The following is a 17,953-nucleotide window of genomic DNA, read 5'->3' as shown; positions in this document are numbered from 1 at the left end:
CGGCGCATGACTGGACCGAGGGCGAGGCCGCCATCAAGCTGCCGGAGCCGGAAGCGATCGGCGGCTTCACGGCCAAGCAGGTGAGCACGGCGTTGGCCAAGGTGAAGGAATTCCTCGTCGCGGCTCGGGTGAACCGCGCGGTGCTGACCGGTGGTGAGATGGCCCCCCTATACGCCCCGCTCAGCGGCAACCTGCGTGACACGCTGCGAACCAGGCTGCGCGACAACCCGGTGGCCATGCCCGCCTACGTCATCAAAGTCGCCCCCGGATTCCGGCTCCTGCCCGGCGGGCCGAAGATCACTGGCACGATCTGGGCCGAACCCGGCGCCCAGAAGGGCGAACTGCTCATCAAAACCAATATGGTGTACGCCTTCGACGTCGACAATCCCAGCCAGGCCACCCAGCCGATCGACACGGTCACGGCCATCCGCATGGACAACGAATTCCTCTACCGCGACGGCAGCATGTGGGCGGCCGAGAACCGCGGCATCGACACCGTCTCCGGCCACGGGTTCTACCACTTCAGCGCCTGCTCGTATCAGTACCAGGGCCAGCTGGCGCCGGCCCACGGCGGCCGCACCCCGAGAACCACCGATGCGGCGAACCCAATGGCATGGCCTGCTAGACCATGCTCGGCCGCGAACCCACCTGAACCATTTTGATCAATCGCGAAATTCGATATTTACACCCCATTTCACTCGGTCTACCGTGCACTCCATGACGCCGACCGTCATCGTCGCTGTTTCTTCCCAGGTTCCCGATCTCGTTTCCTCGGCGAGCGACCTGTTCGCCGAGGACGCCGGGCACCACGACCCGCTCACCGACATCACCTGGCCGCAACACCACGGCACCGGCTACTACGCCGATCTGGTCGACCGCGACGATGCCCTCTGCCTGCTGGCGCGAACCGGCGGAACCACCGCCGGCCACCTCATCGGACGGGTGAAACAGAACAATCCGCTGCGACCGGCCGCGATCACCGCGACACTGGAAAGCATTCGCGTCGACACCGCTCACCGGCGACGCGGGACAGCGAACGCACTCATCGACCACTTCTTCGACTGGGCGCGCCGACAGAATGCGAACGAGGCATTCGTGACAGCGTACGCGGCCAATTCCGCGGGCAGGTCATTGTATCGCGGCAACGGGTTCGAAGAATTCGAAACCAAGTTGCGCCGCGCCCTCTGAACGAAGCCGGTCACACTCCGGCACGCGCCCCACGCGCCGGTGGTGCGGGTATTCCGGCGAGCGGCAGCAGGGCCGCGCCCGGCTGACGCCCATGCCTCGTCACAGGAGACGTCGACGATCAGGCTGCCCGGCCAGCGGGACCCGGCCGTGCTCGGTGTGCGCGTGACTCCGGCGGGTGTCACCGGGGTTGTCCGTGTCGTGGTTGAAATGCACCATCCTCGCGGAGTGGATCGGTGAGGCGACCGCGCCGCGCGCCGAAGCCGATCACCACCGCCCGTAGTCCCCGGTCAAGCCGATCAGCTGCAGCGCGTGCAGCACCGAGCAGTAACCGGCCAGCGGCGGGTCGACCCGGCAGACGAGGAGAAGGATCCCGAGGTGGCGCCCAGCAAGCTGACCTACGTCGTCGGCGGGGCCGCGGCTCTCACGGCCGCCCGCGCTCGAGTGGGCGGTGGGATTCGGCGAATTCGGTGCGGAGCTGGGCCAGCTTTTTGTGGTAGCGGTCGATCGCGGCGAGTTTGATGTCCTCGTAACCACGAACCAGGTCAGGCAGTGCGGCGATTTCGGCGGCCAGACCGACGGTATCCGTGTTGAGGCGCGGAAGAAGTGCTTCGATTTCGTGCCGGTACGTGGTGATCAGTTCGCGTTCGGCGCGTCGGACGGGGTGGTGGCCGAACAGGTCGAGCCGGGTTCCCCGGATCCACCGCATGGCGTACAGCAGCCGGAACACCGGGCGCCAGGCGCGGCCGAGGGAGATCTTCCGCTTGAGCCCCATGCTACGCAGCAGGGGCGGATGCAACCTGACCTGATATCGGGCGTCGGCCCCGAATTCTCGGTACGACTCGGCGTGGAAAGCGGGGTCCAGGATGAGCCGGGCGACTTCGTATTCGTCCTTGTAGGCCATGAGTTTGTGCAGGGAGAAGGCCACTGCTTCACTCACCCGGGTCGAACCGGGTACCGCGTTTTCTTCGGCGTCACGGACCTTGTCGACGAATTCGGTGTACTGCCGCGCGTATGCCTCGTTCTGGTAGGCCACGAGTTCGTCGACGCGGTGCGCGAGGAGGGCATCGAGGTCTTTCGCCACGGGCGTCTCTTGAGGACGAATCGCCTGCTGCACGGCATCGGGATCCGCGACCACTTGCCGTCCCCGCCGGAACGCCTGGATGTTGACCTCGGGGGCGGCGCCGTTGAGCGTGATCGCCTCCTCCAGCGCCTTCTCGCTGATCGGGAGGCGCCCGAGTTGGAAGGCCGCGCCCACCAGGAGCATGTTGGCGTACTGCTCGTTGCCGAACAGTTCGGTGGCGAGGTGACCGGCGTCGAGCGAGACGGTCCGCGAGACCGCTTCGTCGAGTGCGCCGCGGATGGCGGCCTGCCGGGGGAACTCGATGGCGGTGTCGGCGACCATCCGCCCGGTGGGCACGGCCGTGGTGGACAGCACGGCGACGGTCCGTTCCGGTGAGGCGGCTTTCAGGTGGACCGGATCGGTGCCGACCAGGGAGTCGCAGACCAGGTACAGGTCGCACGAACCGGCGCTGAGCTTGGGCGCGGCGTCCACCGGGGCCGCGGTGATCTTGAGGTCCGAGACGACCGCGCCCCCCTTCTGGGCGAGCCCGGTCTGGTCGAGCGTGCGCACCGCCTTGCCGTCGATGACGGCGGCCGTGGCGATGATCTGGGCGACGGTGACCACGCCGGTTCCGCCGATCCCGGTGATGCGCATGGTGAAGTCGCCGGTGTCCGCCACGGGCACGGTGAGTGCCGTGGCGTCGAAGTCGGGAACGCGTTCCCCGCGCGCCTTGGACTTTCCCGGAATGACGCTGACGAAGGACGGGCAGTCTCCGTCGAGGCAGGCGTAGTCGACGTTGCACGACGACTGGTGGATGCGGGTCTTCCGGCCGAACTCCGTGTCCACGGGGTGGACCGACATGCAGTTCGATTTCTCGCCGCAGTCGCCGCACCCTTCGCAGATCCGCTCGTTGATCACCACGCGGGCGGGTGGTGTCTCGGCGAGCCCGCGCTTGCGCTTGCGGCGCTTTTCGGCCGCGCACTCCTGATCGTGGATGAGCACGGTCACCCCGGGGACTGCGGCGAGTTCCTGTTGCACGTCAAGGAGATCCTCGCGGCCGCGGACCTCGACACCGGACGGCAGGCGGCGGATCCGTCGTTTGTCCTCTGTGGTCACAACGACCTTGGCGACGCCTTCGGCGAGCAGGAGCCGGGCCAGTTGGTCGATGGCGAGCCCGCCGGCGGGGTCCTGGCCGCCGGTCATCGCGACCGTGGCGTTGTACAGCAGTTTGAAGGTGATGTTCTGCCCGGATGCCACGGCGGCGCGGATCGCGAGGCTGCCGGAATGGGTGAAGGTGCCGTCGCCGAGGTTCTGGATGAAGTGGTTCTCCGCCAGAAAGGGCGCCATGCCGAGCCATTGCGCGCCTTCGCCGCCCATCTGGGTCAGGCCGATGACCTCGCCGGTCTGCTTGTCGTCCATGAACAGGACCATGGCGTGGCAGCCGATGCCGCCGCCGACGAGTGTTTCACCGGGTACCTTGGTCGAGGAGTTGTGCGGGCACCCCGAGCAGAAGTAGGGCGTGCGGGCCAGCAGCGGCAGGGTGACGCGCCCGGAAGAGCGGCGAAGGCGGGCCAATTCGATTCCCTGGGTTTCGCCGAGCTGCCGGGCGAGCGCGGTGGCGATCTGGTCGGCGTCCAGCTCGCCGACCGGGCTGATGAGCTCGCGCCCTCGCGCGTCGGTCTTGCCCAGGATCCGGGGCGCGTTCGCGGTGCCGTACAAGGCTGTCTTGATCTCGTTCTCGACGAACGGCCGTTTTTCTTCGACGACGATCACCTCGTCGAGGCCGTCGGCGAAGTCCCGGACGGCCTGCCGGTCCAGTGGCCAGATCAGGCCGAGCTTCAGCAGCCGGATACCGGACCGTCGCAGCGCGTCGTCGTCCAGTCCCAGCAGGCTCAGCGCTTCCCGCAGGTCGAGGTAGGTCTTTCCGGCCGCGACCAGGCCGACGCGGTCGCCCGGCGTGCTGGTGACGACCTGGTTGAGCCGATTCAGGCGTGCGTATTCGACGGCCAGCGGCAGGCGCCGGGACACCAGATCGCGCTCCAGCTTGAGCAGGTTGGGGCCGGCCAGGTTCGCGTCGGGGCGGTGGCCCGGCACGACGTCACCGAACGCCGGGTCGACCCGGCCGGGGTGCACGGTCACCGTGCCGGCGCCGTCGGCCACCGCCGTCACGATCTTGAGCGCCGACCACAATCCGGTGAACCGGGACAGGAACGGGGCGTGGAGGCCGAAGTCCAGCACCTCCTGCGGGTCGGCGGGGAACAGCGTCGGCACGCACAGATCGGCGAGCGCCACCTCGGACGCGCAGGCCAGCGAGGACGACTTCCCGGCGGGGTCGTCCCCGACGAAGGCCACCGCGCCGCCGCGGGGGTCGGTGCCGACGAGGTTGGCGTGCCGGATGGCGTCCGAGGCGCGGTCCAGCCCGGGAGACTTGCCGTACCAGTAGCCGGTCACGCCGTCGTGGGTGGCGGTGCCGACCTGGCCGGTCAGCTGCGACCCCATGACCGAGGTCGCGGCGAGTTCCTCGTTCACCGCGGGCTGGTGGACCACCTCGACGGCGTCGAGCATTGCCTTGCGCCGGGCCAGTTCGAGGTCGTAACCGGCCAGCGGTGATCCCTCGTAGCCGGAGATCCAGGAGGCGGACGCGTGACCGCGGCCGCGGTCGAGCACGGCGCGATCACGAACGGTCCGGACCAGGGCCTGGATCCCGGTCAGGTAGACCGTGCCCTCGTCGGTTCGGTAGCGGTCGTCGAGGGAGAAGTTCATGCGCAGCAGTAAAGGTACGGCCAAGCACAGTGGTCAAGAGAACGTCGGAAAGCTGGACCAGGTGCTCAACTCGGCGGCCTCGCTCACCACCGGAGACGCGCACAGTGCTCAGGACGCACTCGCATCGGCCTCACGGATCAACTGGTCGAGGACCGCACCCACCCGAGGTTCGATCCGGCGGTGCAGCACGATCTCCGAGCGGGTCCGCTGCACGCCGTGGACGCCGATGATGCGCTGGAGCACGGTCTCCAGGTGCAGGTGGTCGCGGGCGACCACCCGGCACAGCAGGTCGGCGTCCCCGGCCAGCGAACAGCCTTCGACCACCTCGGGGATCTCGGCGAGCTGCGCGAAGGTGATGTCGACCTCGCCCTGGGCGGCGAACACGTGCACGTAGGCCATCACCGGCAGCCCCAGTGCGGCGGCCGAGACGTGCGGCCGGTACTCGGTGATCACCCCCTGGTCCTGCAGGCGGTTGATGCGGGCCTGCGCGGTACCCCTGGCGATGCCCAGGCGGCGTGCCCACTCCCGCACCCCCACCTTGGGCGCCTGGACCATCAGCCGCAGCAGTTCCAGTTCGGGCTTGCCCACCATCTTCGCCTCCGCGGTGCCTGTTGTGCCATTGGCCCATGATTTCAGCCCGATATGGACAATACCTTGACCAACTGGTCCGAGTTGTGAACCAAGTGTTGTCTATACCGCCTCCGGCCTGCCTATTCTTCGCCCCGATTCCAGGCAGTGACGGTTGGAGGAACGTTATGGGGCGCACGCTGGCCGACAAGCTGTGGGACGCCCACGTGGTGCGCTCGGCGCCAGGGGAACCGGACCTGCTCTACATCGACCTTCACCTGCTGCACGAGGTCAACACCCCGGCGGCCTTCGACGGCCTGCGGGCCGCGGGCCGGACGGTCCGCCGCCCCGAGCTGACCCTGGGCACCGAGGACCACGCCACCCCGACCGACGACCTCACCAAGCCCATCACGAACCCGGTCGCGCGGGAGTACCTCGACCTGATCCGCCGCAACACCGCGGAGTTCGGCATCGAGCACTACCCGCTCGGGTCCGGCAGGCGCGGCATCGTCCACGTGATCGGCCCGGAACTCGGCCTCACCCAGCCCGGGATGACGCTGGTGTGCTGCGACTCGCACACCACCACCCACGGCGCGTTCGGCACGCTCGCCCTCGGCATCGGCACCAGCCAGGTGGAGCACGTGCTCGCCACCCAGACCCTGCCGCTCGACCGGCCGGACACGATGCGGATCACCGTGGACGGACGGCTGGCCGCCGGGGTGACGGCCAAGGACCTGGTGCTGGCGGTCATCGCCCGGATCGGGACCCCCGGCGCACAGGGATACATCGTCGAGTTCGCCGGCGAAGCCATCCGCGCGCTCTCGATGGAGGGCCGCATGACGGTGTGCAACATGTCGGTCGAAGCGGGCGCCAGAGCCGGCATCATCGCTCCGGACGAGACCACCGTGCGGTACCTGCGAGGCAGGCCCTACGTGCCGGACGGCGCAGCGTTCGAGGCGGAGGCGCGGTACTGGCTGTCACTGGCCTCCGACCCGGACGCGGTGTTCGGCAAGGAGGTCCGCCTCGACGCCGCCCAGGTCGTGCCCACGGTCTCGTGGGGGACGAATCCGGCCCAGAGCGCTCCGGTTTCCGCCTCGGTGCCCGATCCCGCGGCCATGCCGGATCCCGCCGAACGCGCGGCCGCCGAACGCGCACTGTCCTATATGGACCTGAGGCCGGGAACGCCGTTGCGGAGCATCGGCATCGACGTGGTGTTCATCGGTTCCTGCACCAACGGGCGCATCGAAGACCTGCGCGCCGCCGCGGGAGTGCTGCGCGGCCGCAAGGTGGCACCCGGTGTCCGCGCGCTGCTCATGCCCGGTTCGGAGGCGGTCCGCCGCCAGGCGATCGACGAGGGACTGCTCACGGTGTTCACCGAAGCGGGGGTCGACATGCGCCACTCCGGCTGCTCGATGTGCGTCGCGCTCAACGAGGACAGAGTCGGCCCGGGGCAGCGCGCCGCGTCGACGAACAACCGCAACTTCGAAGGGCGGCAGGGACCCGGTGCGCGCACGCACCTGGTCTCCCCCGCGGTGGCCGCGGCCACCGCGATCGCGGGCCACCTCGCCGCACCGAGTGATCTGGAGAACTAGCCGTGGAACCGTTCACCACCCACACCGGCACGGCCGCCCCGCTGCGACTGGACAATGTGGACACCGACCAGATCATGCCGGCGCGGTTCGCCGCGGGCGCCAGCCGCACCGCCTACGCGCACGCCATGCTGCACGACCGCCGCGCGGAACCGGACTTCGTGCTCAACCGGCCCGAGCACCGTGACGCCACCATTCTGGTGGCCGGTGACAACTTCGGCTGCGGCTCGTCCCGGGAGTTCGCGGTCTGGGCGTTGCAGAACTACGGGTTCCACGCCGTGATCGCCCCGAGCTTCGGCGCGATCTTCCGTGACAACTCGCTGAAGAACGGTCTCCTCACCGTCATCCTGCCCAGCACCGCGATCGAAGAACTGTGGCAGGCCGTGGAAGCCGATCCCGCACTGGCGGTCACGGTCGACCTGACCAGCCGCGAGGTCCGCGCCGGTGACCGCCACCACGTCTTCGAGTTCGACGACTACCAGCGGTGGCGGCTGCTCAACGGCTTCGACGACATCACCCTCACCCTGCGGCACCTCGACGCGATCGAGGCCTACGAACGCACCCGCCGCGCCACCTTGCCGCTGGTGCGGCGGACGGCCGCGTCATGACTGCCGACGTCCACAGCCGGTTGGTCGGTACCGTGCCCATCGAACGGGTCGCCCGGTTTTCGGTGCCCCGGCACGATCCGGCACTGGTGGCCCGGCTGCTCACCGTCCCGGACGTCACCTCCGCGGTCGCCGACGCCCTCGACGAACTCGGTGTCGGCGGCGCGATTCCCGGCCACCGCCTGTCCCGGGTCGCCGGTGCCGCGGCGATCTGCGGCCCGGCCGCGACCCTGCGGTACGCGTCGCTGGGCGGTGACGTCGGCAGCAACCGCGCCGAGCGCCGCGGCCTGGTCCTCGGGGATCGCGACCTCTACGGCCTGGCCGAGACCGGCGACATCGCGGTGGTCGACGCCTCCGCCGCCGGCGACTTCGCCGTGCTGGGCGCCCTGTCCGCGCGATGGGCCGCACTCGCCGGGGTCGCCGCGTGCGTCGTCGACGGAACCGTGCGCGACACCGCCACCCTGCGGGAAGTCGGCCTTCCCATCTGGAGCGCGGGCCGCAACCCGGCCTGCGGCCGCTACCGGCTGGAAGCCGTGGAACTCAACGGCCCGGTCACCCTGTCCGGTCTGCTGGTCCGCCCGGGCGACTACCTCGTCGCCGACGACGACGGCGTCTGCGTGGTACCGCACGACGCGTTCCCCCGCGTCGTCGAACACTGCCTGGCCGGGCTGTCCCGCGAACAGGAACTCGTGGGCCTGCTCGGCGACGCCGTCAACCTCACCGACCTGGTTCGCGCGGTCCGCGGCCGCCAGATCGCCGGCTGACCGCCAGGCCCATCCACTCCGAGGGAGTCAACGGTGACTTATCTCGTCTCCATCGCCGCGCTGGTCGCGTTGTTCGCCATCGCCACCGCGACACCGGTCAACATGGGCGTACTCGCCTTCGCGGCCGCGTTCGTGCTCGGCCCGCTGCTGTCCGGCCTGTCCACCGAGGACATCCTGGGCGAGTTCCCGGCGAACATCTTCGTCATCGTCGTCGGCATCACCCTGCTGTTCGGCATCGCCCGCTCGAACGGCACGATCGATCTGGTCATCACCGGCCTGCTCAAGCTCGTCCGGGGCAGGCGCTGGGCCATCGTCTGGCTCATGTTCGTGCTCGGCGCGATCCTGATGTCCCTCGGTTCCGTGCTCGCCGTCGGCATGCTCGCGCCGATCGCCATGCCCATCGCCAAGCGGTACCGGATCGACCCCCTGCTGATGGGAATGATGATCAGCCACGGCGTGCTCGGCGCCGCGTTCTCGCCGATCACCGTCTACGGCGCCTTCGTCACCGGCTGGCTCGCCGACGCCGGCCTGCCTTCGAACACCCTCGCGATCTACCTCCTGCCGCTGGGCCTCAACTTCGTCATGGCCGCGGTGCTGTTCCTCGTGCGTGGACGCGACCTGCTTCGTGGCACCGCCGTTCCCGACGACGAGCCAAGCCCATCCTCCGGTGCTCCGGCGGCAGCGCCCGCCGCCACCACCGTCGCGGCGCAGATGGCGACGGCCACCGTCCCGGTACTGTCCACACAGGACGACGAACAGCCGGGATTCACCCCACTGCGAGTGCTGACGCTCTGCGGAATGCTCGGCTTGTTCGTCAGCGCCGCGGTGTTCGGCGTCGACGTCGGCGTGGCGTCGATCTGCATTGCCGCGGTCCTGCTCGTGATCGCGCCGCAGCAGCACAAGACGGCCGTCGACCACGTCAGCTGGTCGGCGATCGTCCTGGTCTGCGGCATGCTCACCTACATGGGCGTGCTCGAACAGAACGGCACCCTCGCCTACCTCGGCGAAGCCGCGTTCAACCTGGGCGCCCCGCTGGTCACCGCACTGGTGCTCTGCCTCGCCGTCGCCGCGATCTCCGCCATCGGCTCCTCCATCGGCACGCTCGGCATCGTGCTCCCGCTGGCCGCGCCGCTGCTTGCCGGCGGTCACCTCCCGACCACCGCGCTGGTGGCGGCGCTGGCCTTCTGCACCGTCGTGGTCGATGTCAGCCCGTTCTCCAGCAACGGCGTCATGGTCCTCGCCAACGCCCAGGTCGACGACCGCGAAGCCTTCCAACGGCGCCTTCTGCGCTACTGCGGCCTCACCGTGCTCGCCGCCCCCGCACTGGCCGGCCTGGCGATCCTGCTCCCCGCCACCACATGACCTGCAAAATGACCGCGTTCCGCACGGTCAGAGCGACTTCAGCACCCGGACGCGGTCGGCGATCGCACGGCGTGACACGTCCGCGTCGGGGGCGATGGAGTCGAACTCGTGTGGCACGCCGGGTCGCAGGTGGAACTCGACATCGACGCCGCCGCGGCTGAGTTTGGTCGCGTAGGCGGTGTCCTCATCGCGGAACACGTCGAGTTGGCCGACTTCGATGTATGCCGGAGGCAAGCCGCCGGCGTCGTCGAGACGGGCCGGGGCGGCGGTGGGCGGCACGTCGTTTCCCCCTGCCGCGGCGCCGAGAAGCGCCGGCCAGGCGGTGCGGCTGTCGTCGTAGGACCAGATCAGATACGGCTCGATCTGGGGATCGGGGGTGAGGGTGCGATCGTCGAGCATCGGCATGAGCAGGATCTGCCGTGCGATCGCGGGGCCTCCGCGCTCGCGGGCGAGGATCGTCAGGGCGGCGGCGAGTCCACCGCCGGCGCTGTCGCCCATGACGGCGATGCGGTCCGGGTCGACGCCGAGCTCGGGCGCGTGGCCGGCCAGCCAGCTCAACGCGGTGTAGCCGTCCTCGACGGGTGTCGGATGCGGGTGCTCAGGTGCGCGGCGGTACTCGACCGAGAGGAACGGCACGCCGCTCTCGGACACGTACCGGGCGACGGGTCCGTCGAACTGGTCGATGTGGCCGAAGATGTAGCCGCCGCCGTGGAAGAAGACCACAGCGGGTCCGGCGGCCGCACCGTCCTTCGCGTACCAGCGGACCGTGATCTGCGTCCCGTCGCCGGTCGGTACCTGGTGGTCGGTGACGGTCACGTCGGCCGGGGTCGGCAGGGCGGCGCCGGCGGCGGCGAGGATCGGCTCCCACATGGCTCGGCGTCCGGTGATGTCGCCGACCGCCGGTGGAGTGGTCGCCGCCATGGCCTCGCCCATGGGGGCGAGGGCCGCGGCGACCTCGGGATCGAGGTTCAGGGTCATGGTTCTCTCTCTTTCCGGGAGTTGGCGAGTTGAGGCGGAATCGTCAGACGGCGGGCGGGACGGCGACGACCTTGCCGTGGATTTCTCCCGCCTCGGCCTGCCGGTGAATCGCGGGCAGTTCGCTCAGCGGCACGCGGCGAGCGATCTCGACGTGGAGGTCGCCGCTGTCGATGAGGGCGACGAGGTGCGAGAGCACATCCGCGTCGGGGTGGACGAAGATCGTCGCCGCGCGCACGTCGCGCTCCTCGTCACCGGGCGTCGTCACGGTCGGTGTCGTGGAGACGACCACGCCGCCATCACGGACCCGTGCGACCAGGGCGGTGAACCCGTCCGGGCTGATCGGGGCCAGATTGAGCAGCACATCGACGCGCTCGGTCACCGCGTCGAGGACGGCGGTGGTGGTGTGGTCGATGATCTCGTCCGCACCGGCCGCTTTGACGATCTCGCTGCTACGCGGGCTCGCCGTGGCGATGACGTACGCACCCGCGCGCTTGGCCAGCTGCACGGCGTACCCGCCCACGGGGCCGCCGGCACCGTTGATCAGCACCCGCTGACCGGCCTTGAGTTCGCCGGCCTCGAAGAGTGCCTGTGAGGCGGTGAGCCCGACCGACGGCAGCCCGGCGGCATCGGCGAGCGGGATGCGCGCCGGAGCTTTCACCAGCGCGTTCGCCGGAGCGACGACGTACTGCGCTGCCGAGCCGTCAGCGGTCATGGGGATGAACCCGACGACGTTCTCGCCCACGGTGAGCCCGTCCACCCCGTCGCCGAGCGCGTCGATCGTGCCGGAGACGTCGTAGCCCGGAATGTGCGGCAGCGTCACCGGGATCGGCAGGAAGCCGCCGCGGATGCCGCCGTCGGCCGGGTTGAACGCCGACCCGGCGACCTGGACGCGCACCTCACCCGGGCCGGGGACCGGCCGGTCGACGTCCTCGTAGCGCAGGACTTCCGGACCGCCCGTTTGGTGGAACCGTACTGCCTTCATGATGTCTTCCCCTTCAGCGTTGTGCTTCGAACTCGAAGCAACTGAGGACGAAGTTAGCACTGCTTCGAATTAGAAGCAAGTACTTCGAGTTGGAAGCACTGATAGGGTCGGCGCATGACGTCGCCGCCGCCTTCTCTGGATGCCACGCAACTGGGCGCGTACTTCGCCCTCATCGAGGCGAGCAGCCTGCTGAAGCACGCCGTCGAGCAGCAGTTGCGGGAGGCCGGGGATCTCAGCTACGTGCAGTTCCAGCTCCTGGCCACCCTCGGCGACTCCCCGACGGGCAGCCGGCGGATGACCGATCTGGCCGACGGTGTCGTCTACAGCCGCAGCGGACTGACCTACCAGGCCCAGACGCTGGAGAAGCGGGATCTCGTGACCCGGACGCCGTCCGCCGACGACGAGCGCGGCATCACCGTCACCATCACCGAGAAGGGACGCGCCGTGCTCGCGAGGATCTTCCCGGGCCACATCGCTGTCCTCGACGACCTGCTGTTCGCCCCGCTGTCCCGCTCCGACATCGAGACACTCGCCGACATCCTCGCCCGCGCGCGAGATCACATGCGTCAGACGCCGCCGCGGTCGGCGGAACCGCGGCGGCGCAGGAAAACAGCCGGGACGGACCAGGCGCCCTAGCGATCAAGCCCTCAGCCGGCCAGCAGGTCCGGCCGGACCTTGGCTATCTCCTGTGCCAGCTGCCGGACCGTGGTGAGGTTCGACGGTTTCAGTTCCACTTCCGCACCGGCAGTCGCCGGGCGTTTCACCAGCGCCGCGTGGCGGGTGAGGAACTGATGGTCCACGGGAGTGAACACCAGGGCCGACCGCACGGCCTTCGAGTTCGGATCGCCCTTGACCGGCGCGCGAGGTTCCCGGCCGCGCACCGCGCGCAGCTCCTCCCACGCGATCAGGTCGGACTTGCGACCGGCTCGCCACCACAGTCCACGTCCGTCGACGACGAAGCGATGCCTGTGCGGGAAGGAGCCGATCATGAACAGCAGACCGCCCAGCGCAAGCGCGCCGAAGAGGAACGACGCAGCGGCCGGAGGCAAATCCTTCGACCTCGACGACGACGGGGTCCCGACATCCGGGAAGGCAGCGGCCAACCCGAAGAAGACCAACATGGCCAGCCCGCCGATGAACGCCCACCGACCGGACCGATACTCGATTACAGGCGTCCCCGGCTCGGGCGACCACGTCTGTTCAGGCACGACCGGCAGCGTAGCCGAAGAGACTTCCTGGCGCGGCCAGAACGAATCGGCAAGCGAGAAGCCAATGTGGACGACTTCATCACCCAGGCTTCGGATCCGCGAACCGTCCGTGTCCCGAATGGACACCTCGTCGCCGGTCCGGTGCATCCCGGCCTTCCCTCAGCGGGCCGCCGCCCACGCGGGTGCGTGCTCCTGGACGAATTCGGCGAAGGTGCGGGGCGGACGGCCGGTCAGGTCCAATACCGCGGTGCTGACCTGGTCGTTCCGACCGGCCTTGATTCCGTCTTCCACGGTCGCGAGTGCGTCGGCGAACTCGGCGGGCATGCCTGCCGCCCGGTAACCGGCCGCCTGCTCGGCGACCCCGATGTGCACCACCCGGACCGGCCGGCCGGTGCCGGCGGTGATGATCGCCGCCGCGTCCGGGTAGCTCAGTGCCTTCGGCCCGGTGAGCAGGTACTCACGCCGGTCGCCGGGCACGACGCCGGGATCGGTCAGCAGCGCGGAAGCGGCGGCCGCGATGTCCCGCGCGTCGATCCAGCCGACCCGGCCGTCACCGGCGGCGGTACGGATCTCCCGCTCCCGCCGGATCCGCTCCCCCAGCGGGTGCGGGCGCAGGAAGTTCTGCATGAACCCGGCCGCGCGCAGCACCACCCACCCGGGCTGGGCCCGCACCCGCGCAGCCAGCTCCACCGCACTGGGAGCGTTCGGCAACACGATGGCGGAGCCGAGCAACACCACCCGGCGCACGCCGAGGCGACGCGCCTCGGCCAGGAACGGCTCGACCAACGGCAGCGGATCCACGCTCTCCACCGGCGGCACCAGGAAGACCCGGTCCACCCCGCGCAGCGCGGCGGCATGGGTTTCCCGGTCACCCCAGTCGAACCGGAACGCGTCCGGATCGCCGTCAGCCGGGTGGCGGCTTGCCACCCGGACCGGCACGCCCTTGCCGCGAAGCAGGTCCACCAGCGCACGCCCGGTTTTCCCGGTGCCGCCGGTCGCCAGCACGCCGGTCATCGGGCGGTTTCCGGGTGCAGCGAATCGAGCAGTTCCGGCAGCGTCCCGGCCGCCGCCGCGGCGGCCAGCGGGCTCCAGTAGTCGCGGTAACAGGTAATCAGTCCGTCCTGGACGGTGAGCACCACGATGTAGTCCAGCCGGTAAGGCTCGCCGGTGCGCACCGTGCTCCCGGTTCCGGTGAACTCCACGACAATGGTGTCCGGCCGTTCCGTGTGGTGCACGGTGATCGAGGGGATCTCCCGCACGTCCATCAGCTCCGGGAGGCCGCCGAGATAGGGACGGATCTCGTCCCGTCCGGTCAGCAGGCGCGGCGAGGTTCCCGCCGCGAACGGGAACTCGGCGATCCCGTCCTCCGCCCACAAATCGGCGATGGCGTCGGTTTCCTTGGCCAGCAACAGGTCCAGCAGCCGGTGGATTATCTCTTCGGGGGTGCTCGGCACGATGTCCTCCGGTGGTCGGCAGGGGTGTGACCAGTCCAGAGTGGACGCGGACGCACAGCCGGGGAACCATCGGCTGAGCCCCGGACCGCCAGTCCGTGGCTAAGCCGGGCCACCGATGCCACCATGGGCGGAGTGAGCAGAGGGGAACTGGCCGACTTCCTGCGCCGCCGGCGGGAGGCGCTGCGTCCGGACCAGGTGCCTGCCGCAGCCACCCACCCGCCGGGGCGGCGCGCCCGGCGCACGCCCGGCCTGCGCCGGGAAGAAGTGGCCGCACTGGCCGGGGTGTCGGTCAGCTACTACGAACGGCTGGAGCAGGCCCGCGCGCCACGTCCGTCCCCGGAGGTGCTGGCCACGCTGGGTGCGGCCCTGCGGCTCACCGCCGCCGAACGCGAGCACCTGGCGCGGCTGGCCGGACAGGTCCCGCCCGGCACGGCCGCCGACCGGGAGCCGGTGCCCGCTGAGGCTCACGGGCTGGTGGACCGCCTCTCGCCGATACCCGCCTACCTGGTCGACGAACGCCAGGACATCGTGGCCTGGAACGAAGCGGCTGCCGCGTTGATCACCGATTTCGGCCTGTTGCCCGCCGAGGAGCGCAACACCGTGCGGCTGGCCATCCGGCTGGGCGGCACGTCCTGCTGGGCCGCGGCAGGCGCGGAGGGCGAGTTCGCCAGGCAGTTCGCCGCCCGGCTGCGCGTGACCAGCGCCCGCTACCCGGCCGACCGCGTCCTCGGCGAACTGGTCAACGAGCTTGCCGCGCACAGCCCGGACTTCGCGGCCGGCTGGCGCGACCACGACGTACGACCGGTACCGACGCTGCGCAAACACCTGCACCACCCAGAACTGGGTGAGCTGGAAGTGGTCTGCCAAACCCTCCTGCTACCCGGCACCGAACTGCAACTGGTGATGTACACCGCGGAACCAGGCAGCCCGAGCGCCGCCGCACTCGCCCGGCTCGGTACCCCCCCCCCCCCCCGGCGAGTGACTGATCCTGCGCGTCCGTTTCCGCGGTCGAACTCCACGCCGAACGCGTCAGGATGCCAGCGTCGACTTATATAAGCAGCCGCTGGTATGATGCCGGCTTGTGCACGCGTTCGACATCCTTGGCGACCCGGTGCGCCGGCGCATTCTGGAGCTGCTCGCTGAGGGTGAGCAGACCTCTGGCGCGATCACGGAGGTGATCCGGGCCGAGTTCGCCATCTCCCAACCGGCTGTCTCGCAGCATCTGCGTGTGTTGCGTGAGAGCGGCTTCGCGTCGGTGCGGGCTGAGGGCGCTCGCCGGTTCTACGCCGTGGAACCTGCGCCGTTGAGCGAGGTCGACGTGTGGTTGGACCGGTTTCGCCGGTTGTGGGAGCAGCGCCTCGACGCTCTGGGAACCGAACTGGCCCGGGGCAGGCGTGCAGCTCGGACCGATCCATCAGCGAAGGGAACCTGACATGAAGGACGTATTGGAGGAACTGGCCGCCGCGCGGCGGGTGATGGGCAAGGGCAGCGTGCCCGCCGGTGAGGCTTACACCATCGAGGTGCGGCGTCGATACGACGCGCGGATCGAGGACGTCTGGGACGCCCTGACCAGCCCCGAGCGGTTGCGTCGCTGGTTGAAACCGGTCACCGGGGATTTGCGGCCCGGCGGGAAGTTCGAACTGGACGGTGGTGAGCACGGTGAGATCCTGCGGTGCGAGCCGCCGCGTCTGCTGAAGGTGTCCTGGCTTTATGGGCCGGATGCCGACGCGTGGCCGGGCACGAGCGAGGTGGAAGTGCGCCTGGCCCCGGGCCCGGCCGACGATACCGAGTTCGAGCTGATCCACGCGGCGGTCGTCGAGGAGCCCCTCTTCCCGACCTACGGTCCCGGTGCCGGCGGCGTGGGCTGGGATCTGCATCTGCTCGCCCTGGCCCAACTGTTGGCCGGTGGTGAAACTGCCGAGCACGAGGCGGTCGAGAAGTCGCCCGAAGGGCGCGAGTTCATCCGGCGCAGCGCCGCGGCCTGGGGTGAGGCTCATCTGGCCGCCGGTGGCGAACCGGAGCACGTCGCGGCCGCGGTCGAGGCCACCACCAGGTTCTACGCACCCGACCCGACCTGACCTGTCCTCCCTCCCCCGCCGCGGAAGGAATTCCCGCCGTGAAGTACACCAACTCGATCGAGATCGCCCTGCCGCGGGAGCGGGTGGCCCAGCTGCTCGCCGACCCGGCGCACCTGCCGAAGTGGTTGCGGGGCTTGGTGCTGCACGAGCCGCTGAGTGGGCTACACGGGCAGCCTGGCACCCAGTCGCGGGTCGTGCTGCAGTCGGGGAAGCGGAAGTTCGAGTGCACCGAAACGATCACCCGCCGGGATCCGGCGGACCCGATCCGGAAACGACGCTTTGGGAGAGCGAGAGCGAATACCGGTTCAGCGGCCTGCTGATGCGATTGGCAGGGCTTCTGATGCCCGGCGCCTTCCACAAGCAGTCGCAACAGCACATGCGGGATTTCAAGGCGTTCGCCGAACAGGGGCAAGGACGTCCGCGAAGGAAAGAACTGACCTGCCGGGCATCAAAAGGCCCAGGTATACGAGCCCTGGCAACCTCGTGAAGGCGCGAGGCTAGTAAGCGAGCTCTCCGATGCCGCCATCGACACGCAGCACGGTGCCGGCCGTGTAGGCAGACTCGTCCGAGGCGAGATAGACAGCCGCCTTCGCCAGCTCGGTGGCCGTTCCCAGACGGTGGAGGGGCACGGTCCGCCTGAGTTCCTCGTAGACGGCGGCCTGGCGCTCGGGTCCGAGCGGCGCGAGCGCGTTGGTGACAGTCGGGCCCGGGCTCAGTCCGTTGACGCGGATGCCCCGGTCCGTCAACTCGTAGGTCAGTCCACGGGCGTAGGACAGCAGGCCCGACTTGGCCGCACCGTAGACCGTCGCGTTCTCGTGTCCGACGAAGGCGGAGACCGAACCGACGAGGATGATCGATGACTGCCGCGAGAAGAGCGGCAACAGATCTCTGATCAGGAAGAACGGCGACTTGAGGTTCGTGGCCACGAGCCTGTCGAACGCCTCCTCGGTCCATTCCTCGATCGGGAGGTGGGTGACGTCGGCGGCGTTGCACATCAGGATGTCGAGCTTGGGCCATTCCGCGCGCAGCCTCGCTGCGAGCACGGCTTGGCCGGCTACCTCGCCGGCGTCGCTGACGAAGGTCAGCGGCGCCCCATCCAGTTGTCGCGCGGCCTCGTCCAGCCTGTCCCGCGAGCGGCCGGTGATCGCGACAGACGCTCCCTCGGCGAGGAACTGCCGCGCTGTTTCCAAGCCGATGCCGCTCGTGCCTCCGGTGATGAGGGCGTGTTTTCCGTCAAGACGGCCCATGGGATTCCCCTTCCGTGGTCGACGCGACTTCTGTGCGTGCGTTCAAGAAGTCACACGACGGACGCTACGACTTCTTGAATGGACTGTCAAGAAGTCGTAGGGTCGGCG

19 protein-coding genes are annotated in these 17,953 nt (G+C 69.4%); 11 read left to right on the top strand and 8 right to left on the bottom strand.

Annotated features, from left to right (window positions below):
- Positions 1-80: 80 nt before the first annotated feature.
- Both YIM_RS15655 and YIM_RS15650 read left to right on the top strand, forming a co-directional pair.
- Positions 81-662, top strand: coding sequence for a hypothetical protein (locus tag YIM_RS15655; protein ID WP_153031050.1), 582 nt, complete (start codon positions 81-83; stop codon positions 660-662).
- A gap of 55 nt (positions 663-717) precedes the next feature.
- Positions 718-1,188 (top strand): N-acetyltransferase, encoded by a 471-nt coding sequence (locus YIM_RS15650; protein WP_153031049.1) that lies wholly within the window; start codon positions 718-720, stop codon positions 1,186-1,188.
- A 421-nt stretch (positions 1,189-1,609) separates the two neighbouring features.
- On the opposite strand, the gene YIM_RS15640 is transcribed toward YIM_RS15650, so the two are convergent.
- A complete protein-coding gene (locus tag YIM_RS15640) occupies positions 1,610-5,011 on the bottom strand; it encodes an indolepyruvate ferredoxin oxidoreductase family protein (RefSeq protein WP_153031048.1) in 3,402 nt (1,133 codons plus the stop codon).
- A 108-nt stretch (positions 5,012-5,119) separates the two neighbouring features.
- Positions 5,120-5,602 (bottom strand): Lrp/AsnC family transcriptional regulator, encoded by a 483-nt coding sequence (locus YIM_RS15635; protein ID WP_153031047.1) that lies wholly within the window; start codon positions 5,600-5,602, stop codon positions 5,120-5,122.
- A 164-nt stretch (positions 5,603-5,766) separates the two neighbouring features.
- Between YIM_RS15635 and leuC the strand changes: the two genes are divergently transcribed.
- From leuC to YIM_RS15615, 4 genes are read left to right on the top strand one after another with little or no spacing between them, the layout of a single operon-like run.
- Positions 5,767-7,170, top strand: coding sequence for a 3-isopropylmalate dehydratase large subunit (gene leuC, locus YIM_RS15630; protein WP_153031046.1), 1,404 nt, complete (start codon positions 5,767-5,769; stop codon positions 7,168-7,170).
- Between the two features lie 2 nt (positions 7,171-7,172).
- Positions 7,173-7,775 carry a 3-isopropylmalate dehydratase small subunit gene (leuD, locus tag YIM_RS15625; RefSeq protein WP_153031045.1) on the top strand — a complete coding sequence of 201 codons (603 nt, stop codon included), beginning with the start codon at positions 7,173-7,175 and terminating at the stop codon, positions 7,773-7,775.
- Positions 7,772-8,536: an RraA family protein gene (locus tag YIM_RS15620; protein WP_153031044.1), complete on the top strand. Its 765-nt coding sequence runs from the start codon at positions 7,772-7,774 to the stop codon at positions 8,534-8,536. Before leuD ends, YIM_RS15620 begins: the two co-directional genes overlap by 4 nt.
- Before the next feature lie 33 nt (positions 8,537-8,569).
- Complete coding sequence (locus YIM_RS15615; RefSeq protein WP_153031043.1) at positions 8,570-9,898, top strand: SLC13 family permease; 1,329 nt, start codon at positions 8,570-8,572, stop codon at positions 9,896-9,898.
- 27 nt (positions 9,899-9,925) lie between these two features.
- On the opposite strand, the gene YIM_RS15610 is transcribed toward YIM_RS15615, so the two are convergent.
- A complete protein-coding gene (locus YIM_RS15610; protein WP_153031042.1) occupies positions 9,926-10,876 on the bottom strand; it encodes an alpha/beta hydrolase in 951 nt (316 codons plus the stop codon).
- A gap of 43 nt (positions 10,877-10,919) precedes the next feature.
- Positions 10,920-11,858, bottom strand: a complete 939-nt coding sequence (locus YIM_RS15605) for an NADP-dependent oxidoreductase (RefSeq protein ID WP_153031041.1) — start codon at positions 11,856-11,858, stop codon at positions 10,920-10,922.
- 114 nt (positions 11,859-11,972) lie between these two features.
- Between YIM_RS15605 and YIM_RS15600 the strand changes: the two genes are divergently transcribed.
- On the top strand, positions 11,973-12,494 hold the full coding sequence (locus YIM_RS15600; protein WP_153031040.1) for a MarR family winged helix-turn-helix transcriptional regulator: 522 nt from the start codon (positions 11,973-11,975) through the stop codon (positions 12,492-12,494).
- Positions 12,495-12,505: 11 nt separating this feature from the next.
- On the opposite strand, the gene YIM_RS15595 is transcribed toward YIM_RS15600, so the two are convergent.
- The 3 genes from YIM_RS15595 to YIM_RS15585 are packed head-to-tail and all read right to left on the bottom strand — an operon-like array spanning position 12,506 to position 14,520.
- Positions 12,506-13,213, bottom strand: coding sequence for a hypothetical protein (locus tag YIM_RS15595; protein ID WP_228004755.1), 708 nt, complete (start codon positions 13,211-13,213; stop codon positions 12,506-12,508).
- Positions 13,214-13,225: 12 nt separating this feature from the next.
- On the bottom strand, positions 13,226-14,080 hold the full coding sequence (locus YIM_RS15590) for an NAD(P)H-binding protein (RefSeq protein ID WP_153031039.1): 855 nt from the start codon (positions 14,078-14,080) through the stop codon (positions 13,226-13,228).
- Positions 14,077-14,520, bottom strand: coding sequence for a nuclear transport factor 2 family protein (locus YIM_RS15585; protein ID WP_228004754.1), 444 nt, complete (start codon positions 14,518-14,520; stop codon positions 14,077-14,079). Before YIM_RS15585 ends, YIM_RS15590 begins: the two co-directional genes overlap by 4 nt.
- Positions 14,521-14,652: 132 nt before the next feature.
- On the opposite strand from YIM_RS15585, the gene YIM_RS15580 reads away from it, so the two are divergent.
- The 4 genes from YIM_RS15580 to YIM_RS49135 are packed head-to-tail and all read left to right on the top strand — an operon-like array spanning position 14,653 to position 16,918.
- The gene (locus YIM_RS15580) at positions 14,653-15,576 is read left to right on the top strand and encodes a helix-turn-helix transcriptional regulator (RefSeq protein ID WP_153031037.1); all 924 of its coding nucleotides are present in this window, start codon (positions 14,653-14,655) and stop codon (positions 15,574-15,576) included.
- A 25-nt stretch (positions 15,577-15,601) separates the two neighbouring features.
- Positions 15,602-15,952 carry a helix-turn-helix transcriptional regulator gene (locus YIM_RS15575; RefSeq protein WP_153031036.1) on the top strand — a complete coding sequence of 117 codons (351 nt, stop codon included), beginning with the start codon at positions 15,602-15,604 and terminating at the stop codon, positions 15,950-15,952.
- A 1-nt stretch (position 15,953) separates the two neighbouring features.
- Positions 15,954-16,598 (top strand): SRPBCC domain-containing protein, encoded by a 645-nt coding sequence (locus tag YIM_RS15570; protein WP_228004753.1) that lies wholly within the window; start codon positions 15,954-15,956, stop codon positions 16,596-16,598.
- 38 nt (positions 16,599-16,636) lie between these two features.
- The gene (locus YIM_RS49135; protein ID WP_228004752.1) at positions 16,637-16,918 is read left to right on the top strand and encodes an SRPBCC family protein; all 282 of its coding nucleotides are present in this window, start codon (positions 16,637-16,639) and stop codon (positions 16,916-16,918) included.
- 177 nt (positions 16,919-17,095) lie between these two features.
- Here the strand turns inward: YIM_RS49135 and YIM_RS15560 are convergent, their stop codons facing one another.
- Complete coding sequence (locus YIM_RS15560) at positions 17,096-17,845, bottom strand: SDR family oxidoreductase (RefSeq protein WP_153031035.1); 750 nt, start codon at positions 17,843-17,845, stop codon at positions 17,096-17,098.
- Positions 17,846-17,953 lie beyond the last annotated feature (108 nt).

This window comes from Amycolatopsis sp. YIM 10, assembly GCF_009429145.1.
Taxonomy (GTDB): Bacteria; Actinomycetota; Actinomycetes; order Mycobacteriales; family Pseudonocardiaceae; genus Amycolatopsis.
Note: the sequence above shows the minus strand (reverse complement) of the source record. Positions and strands in the feature narration are given on the sequence as shown.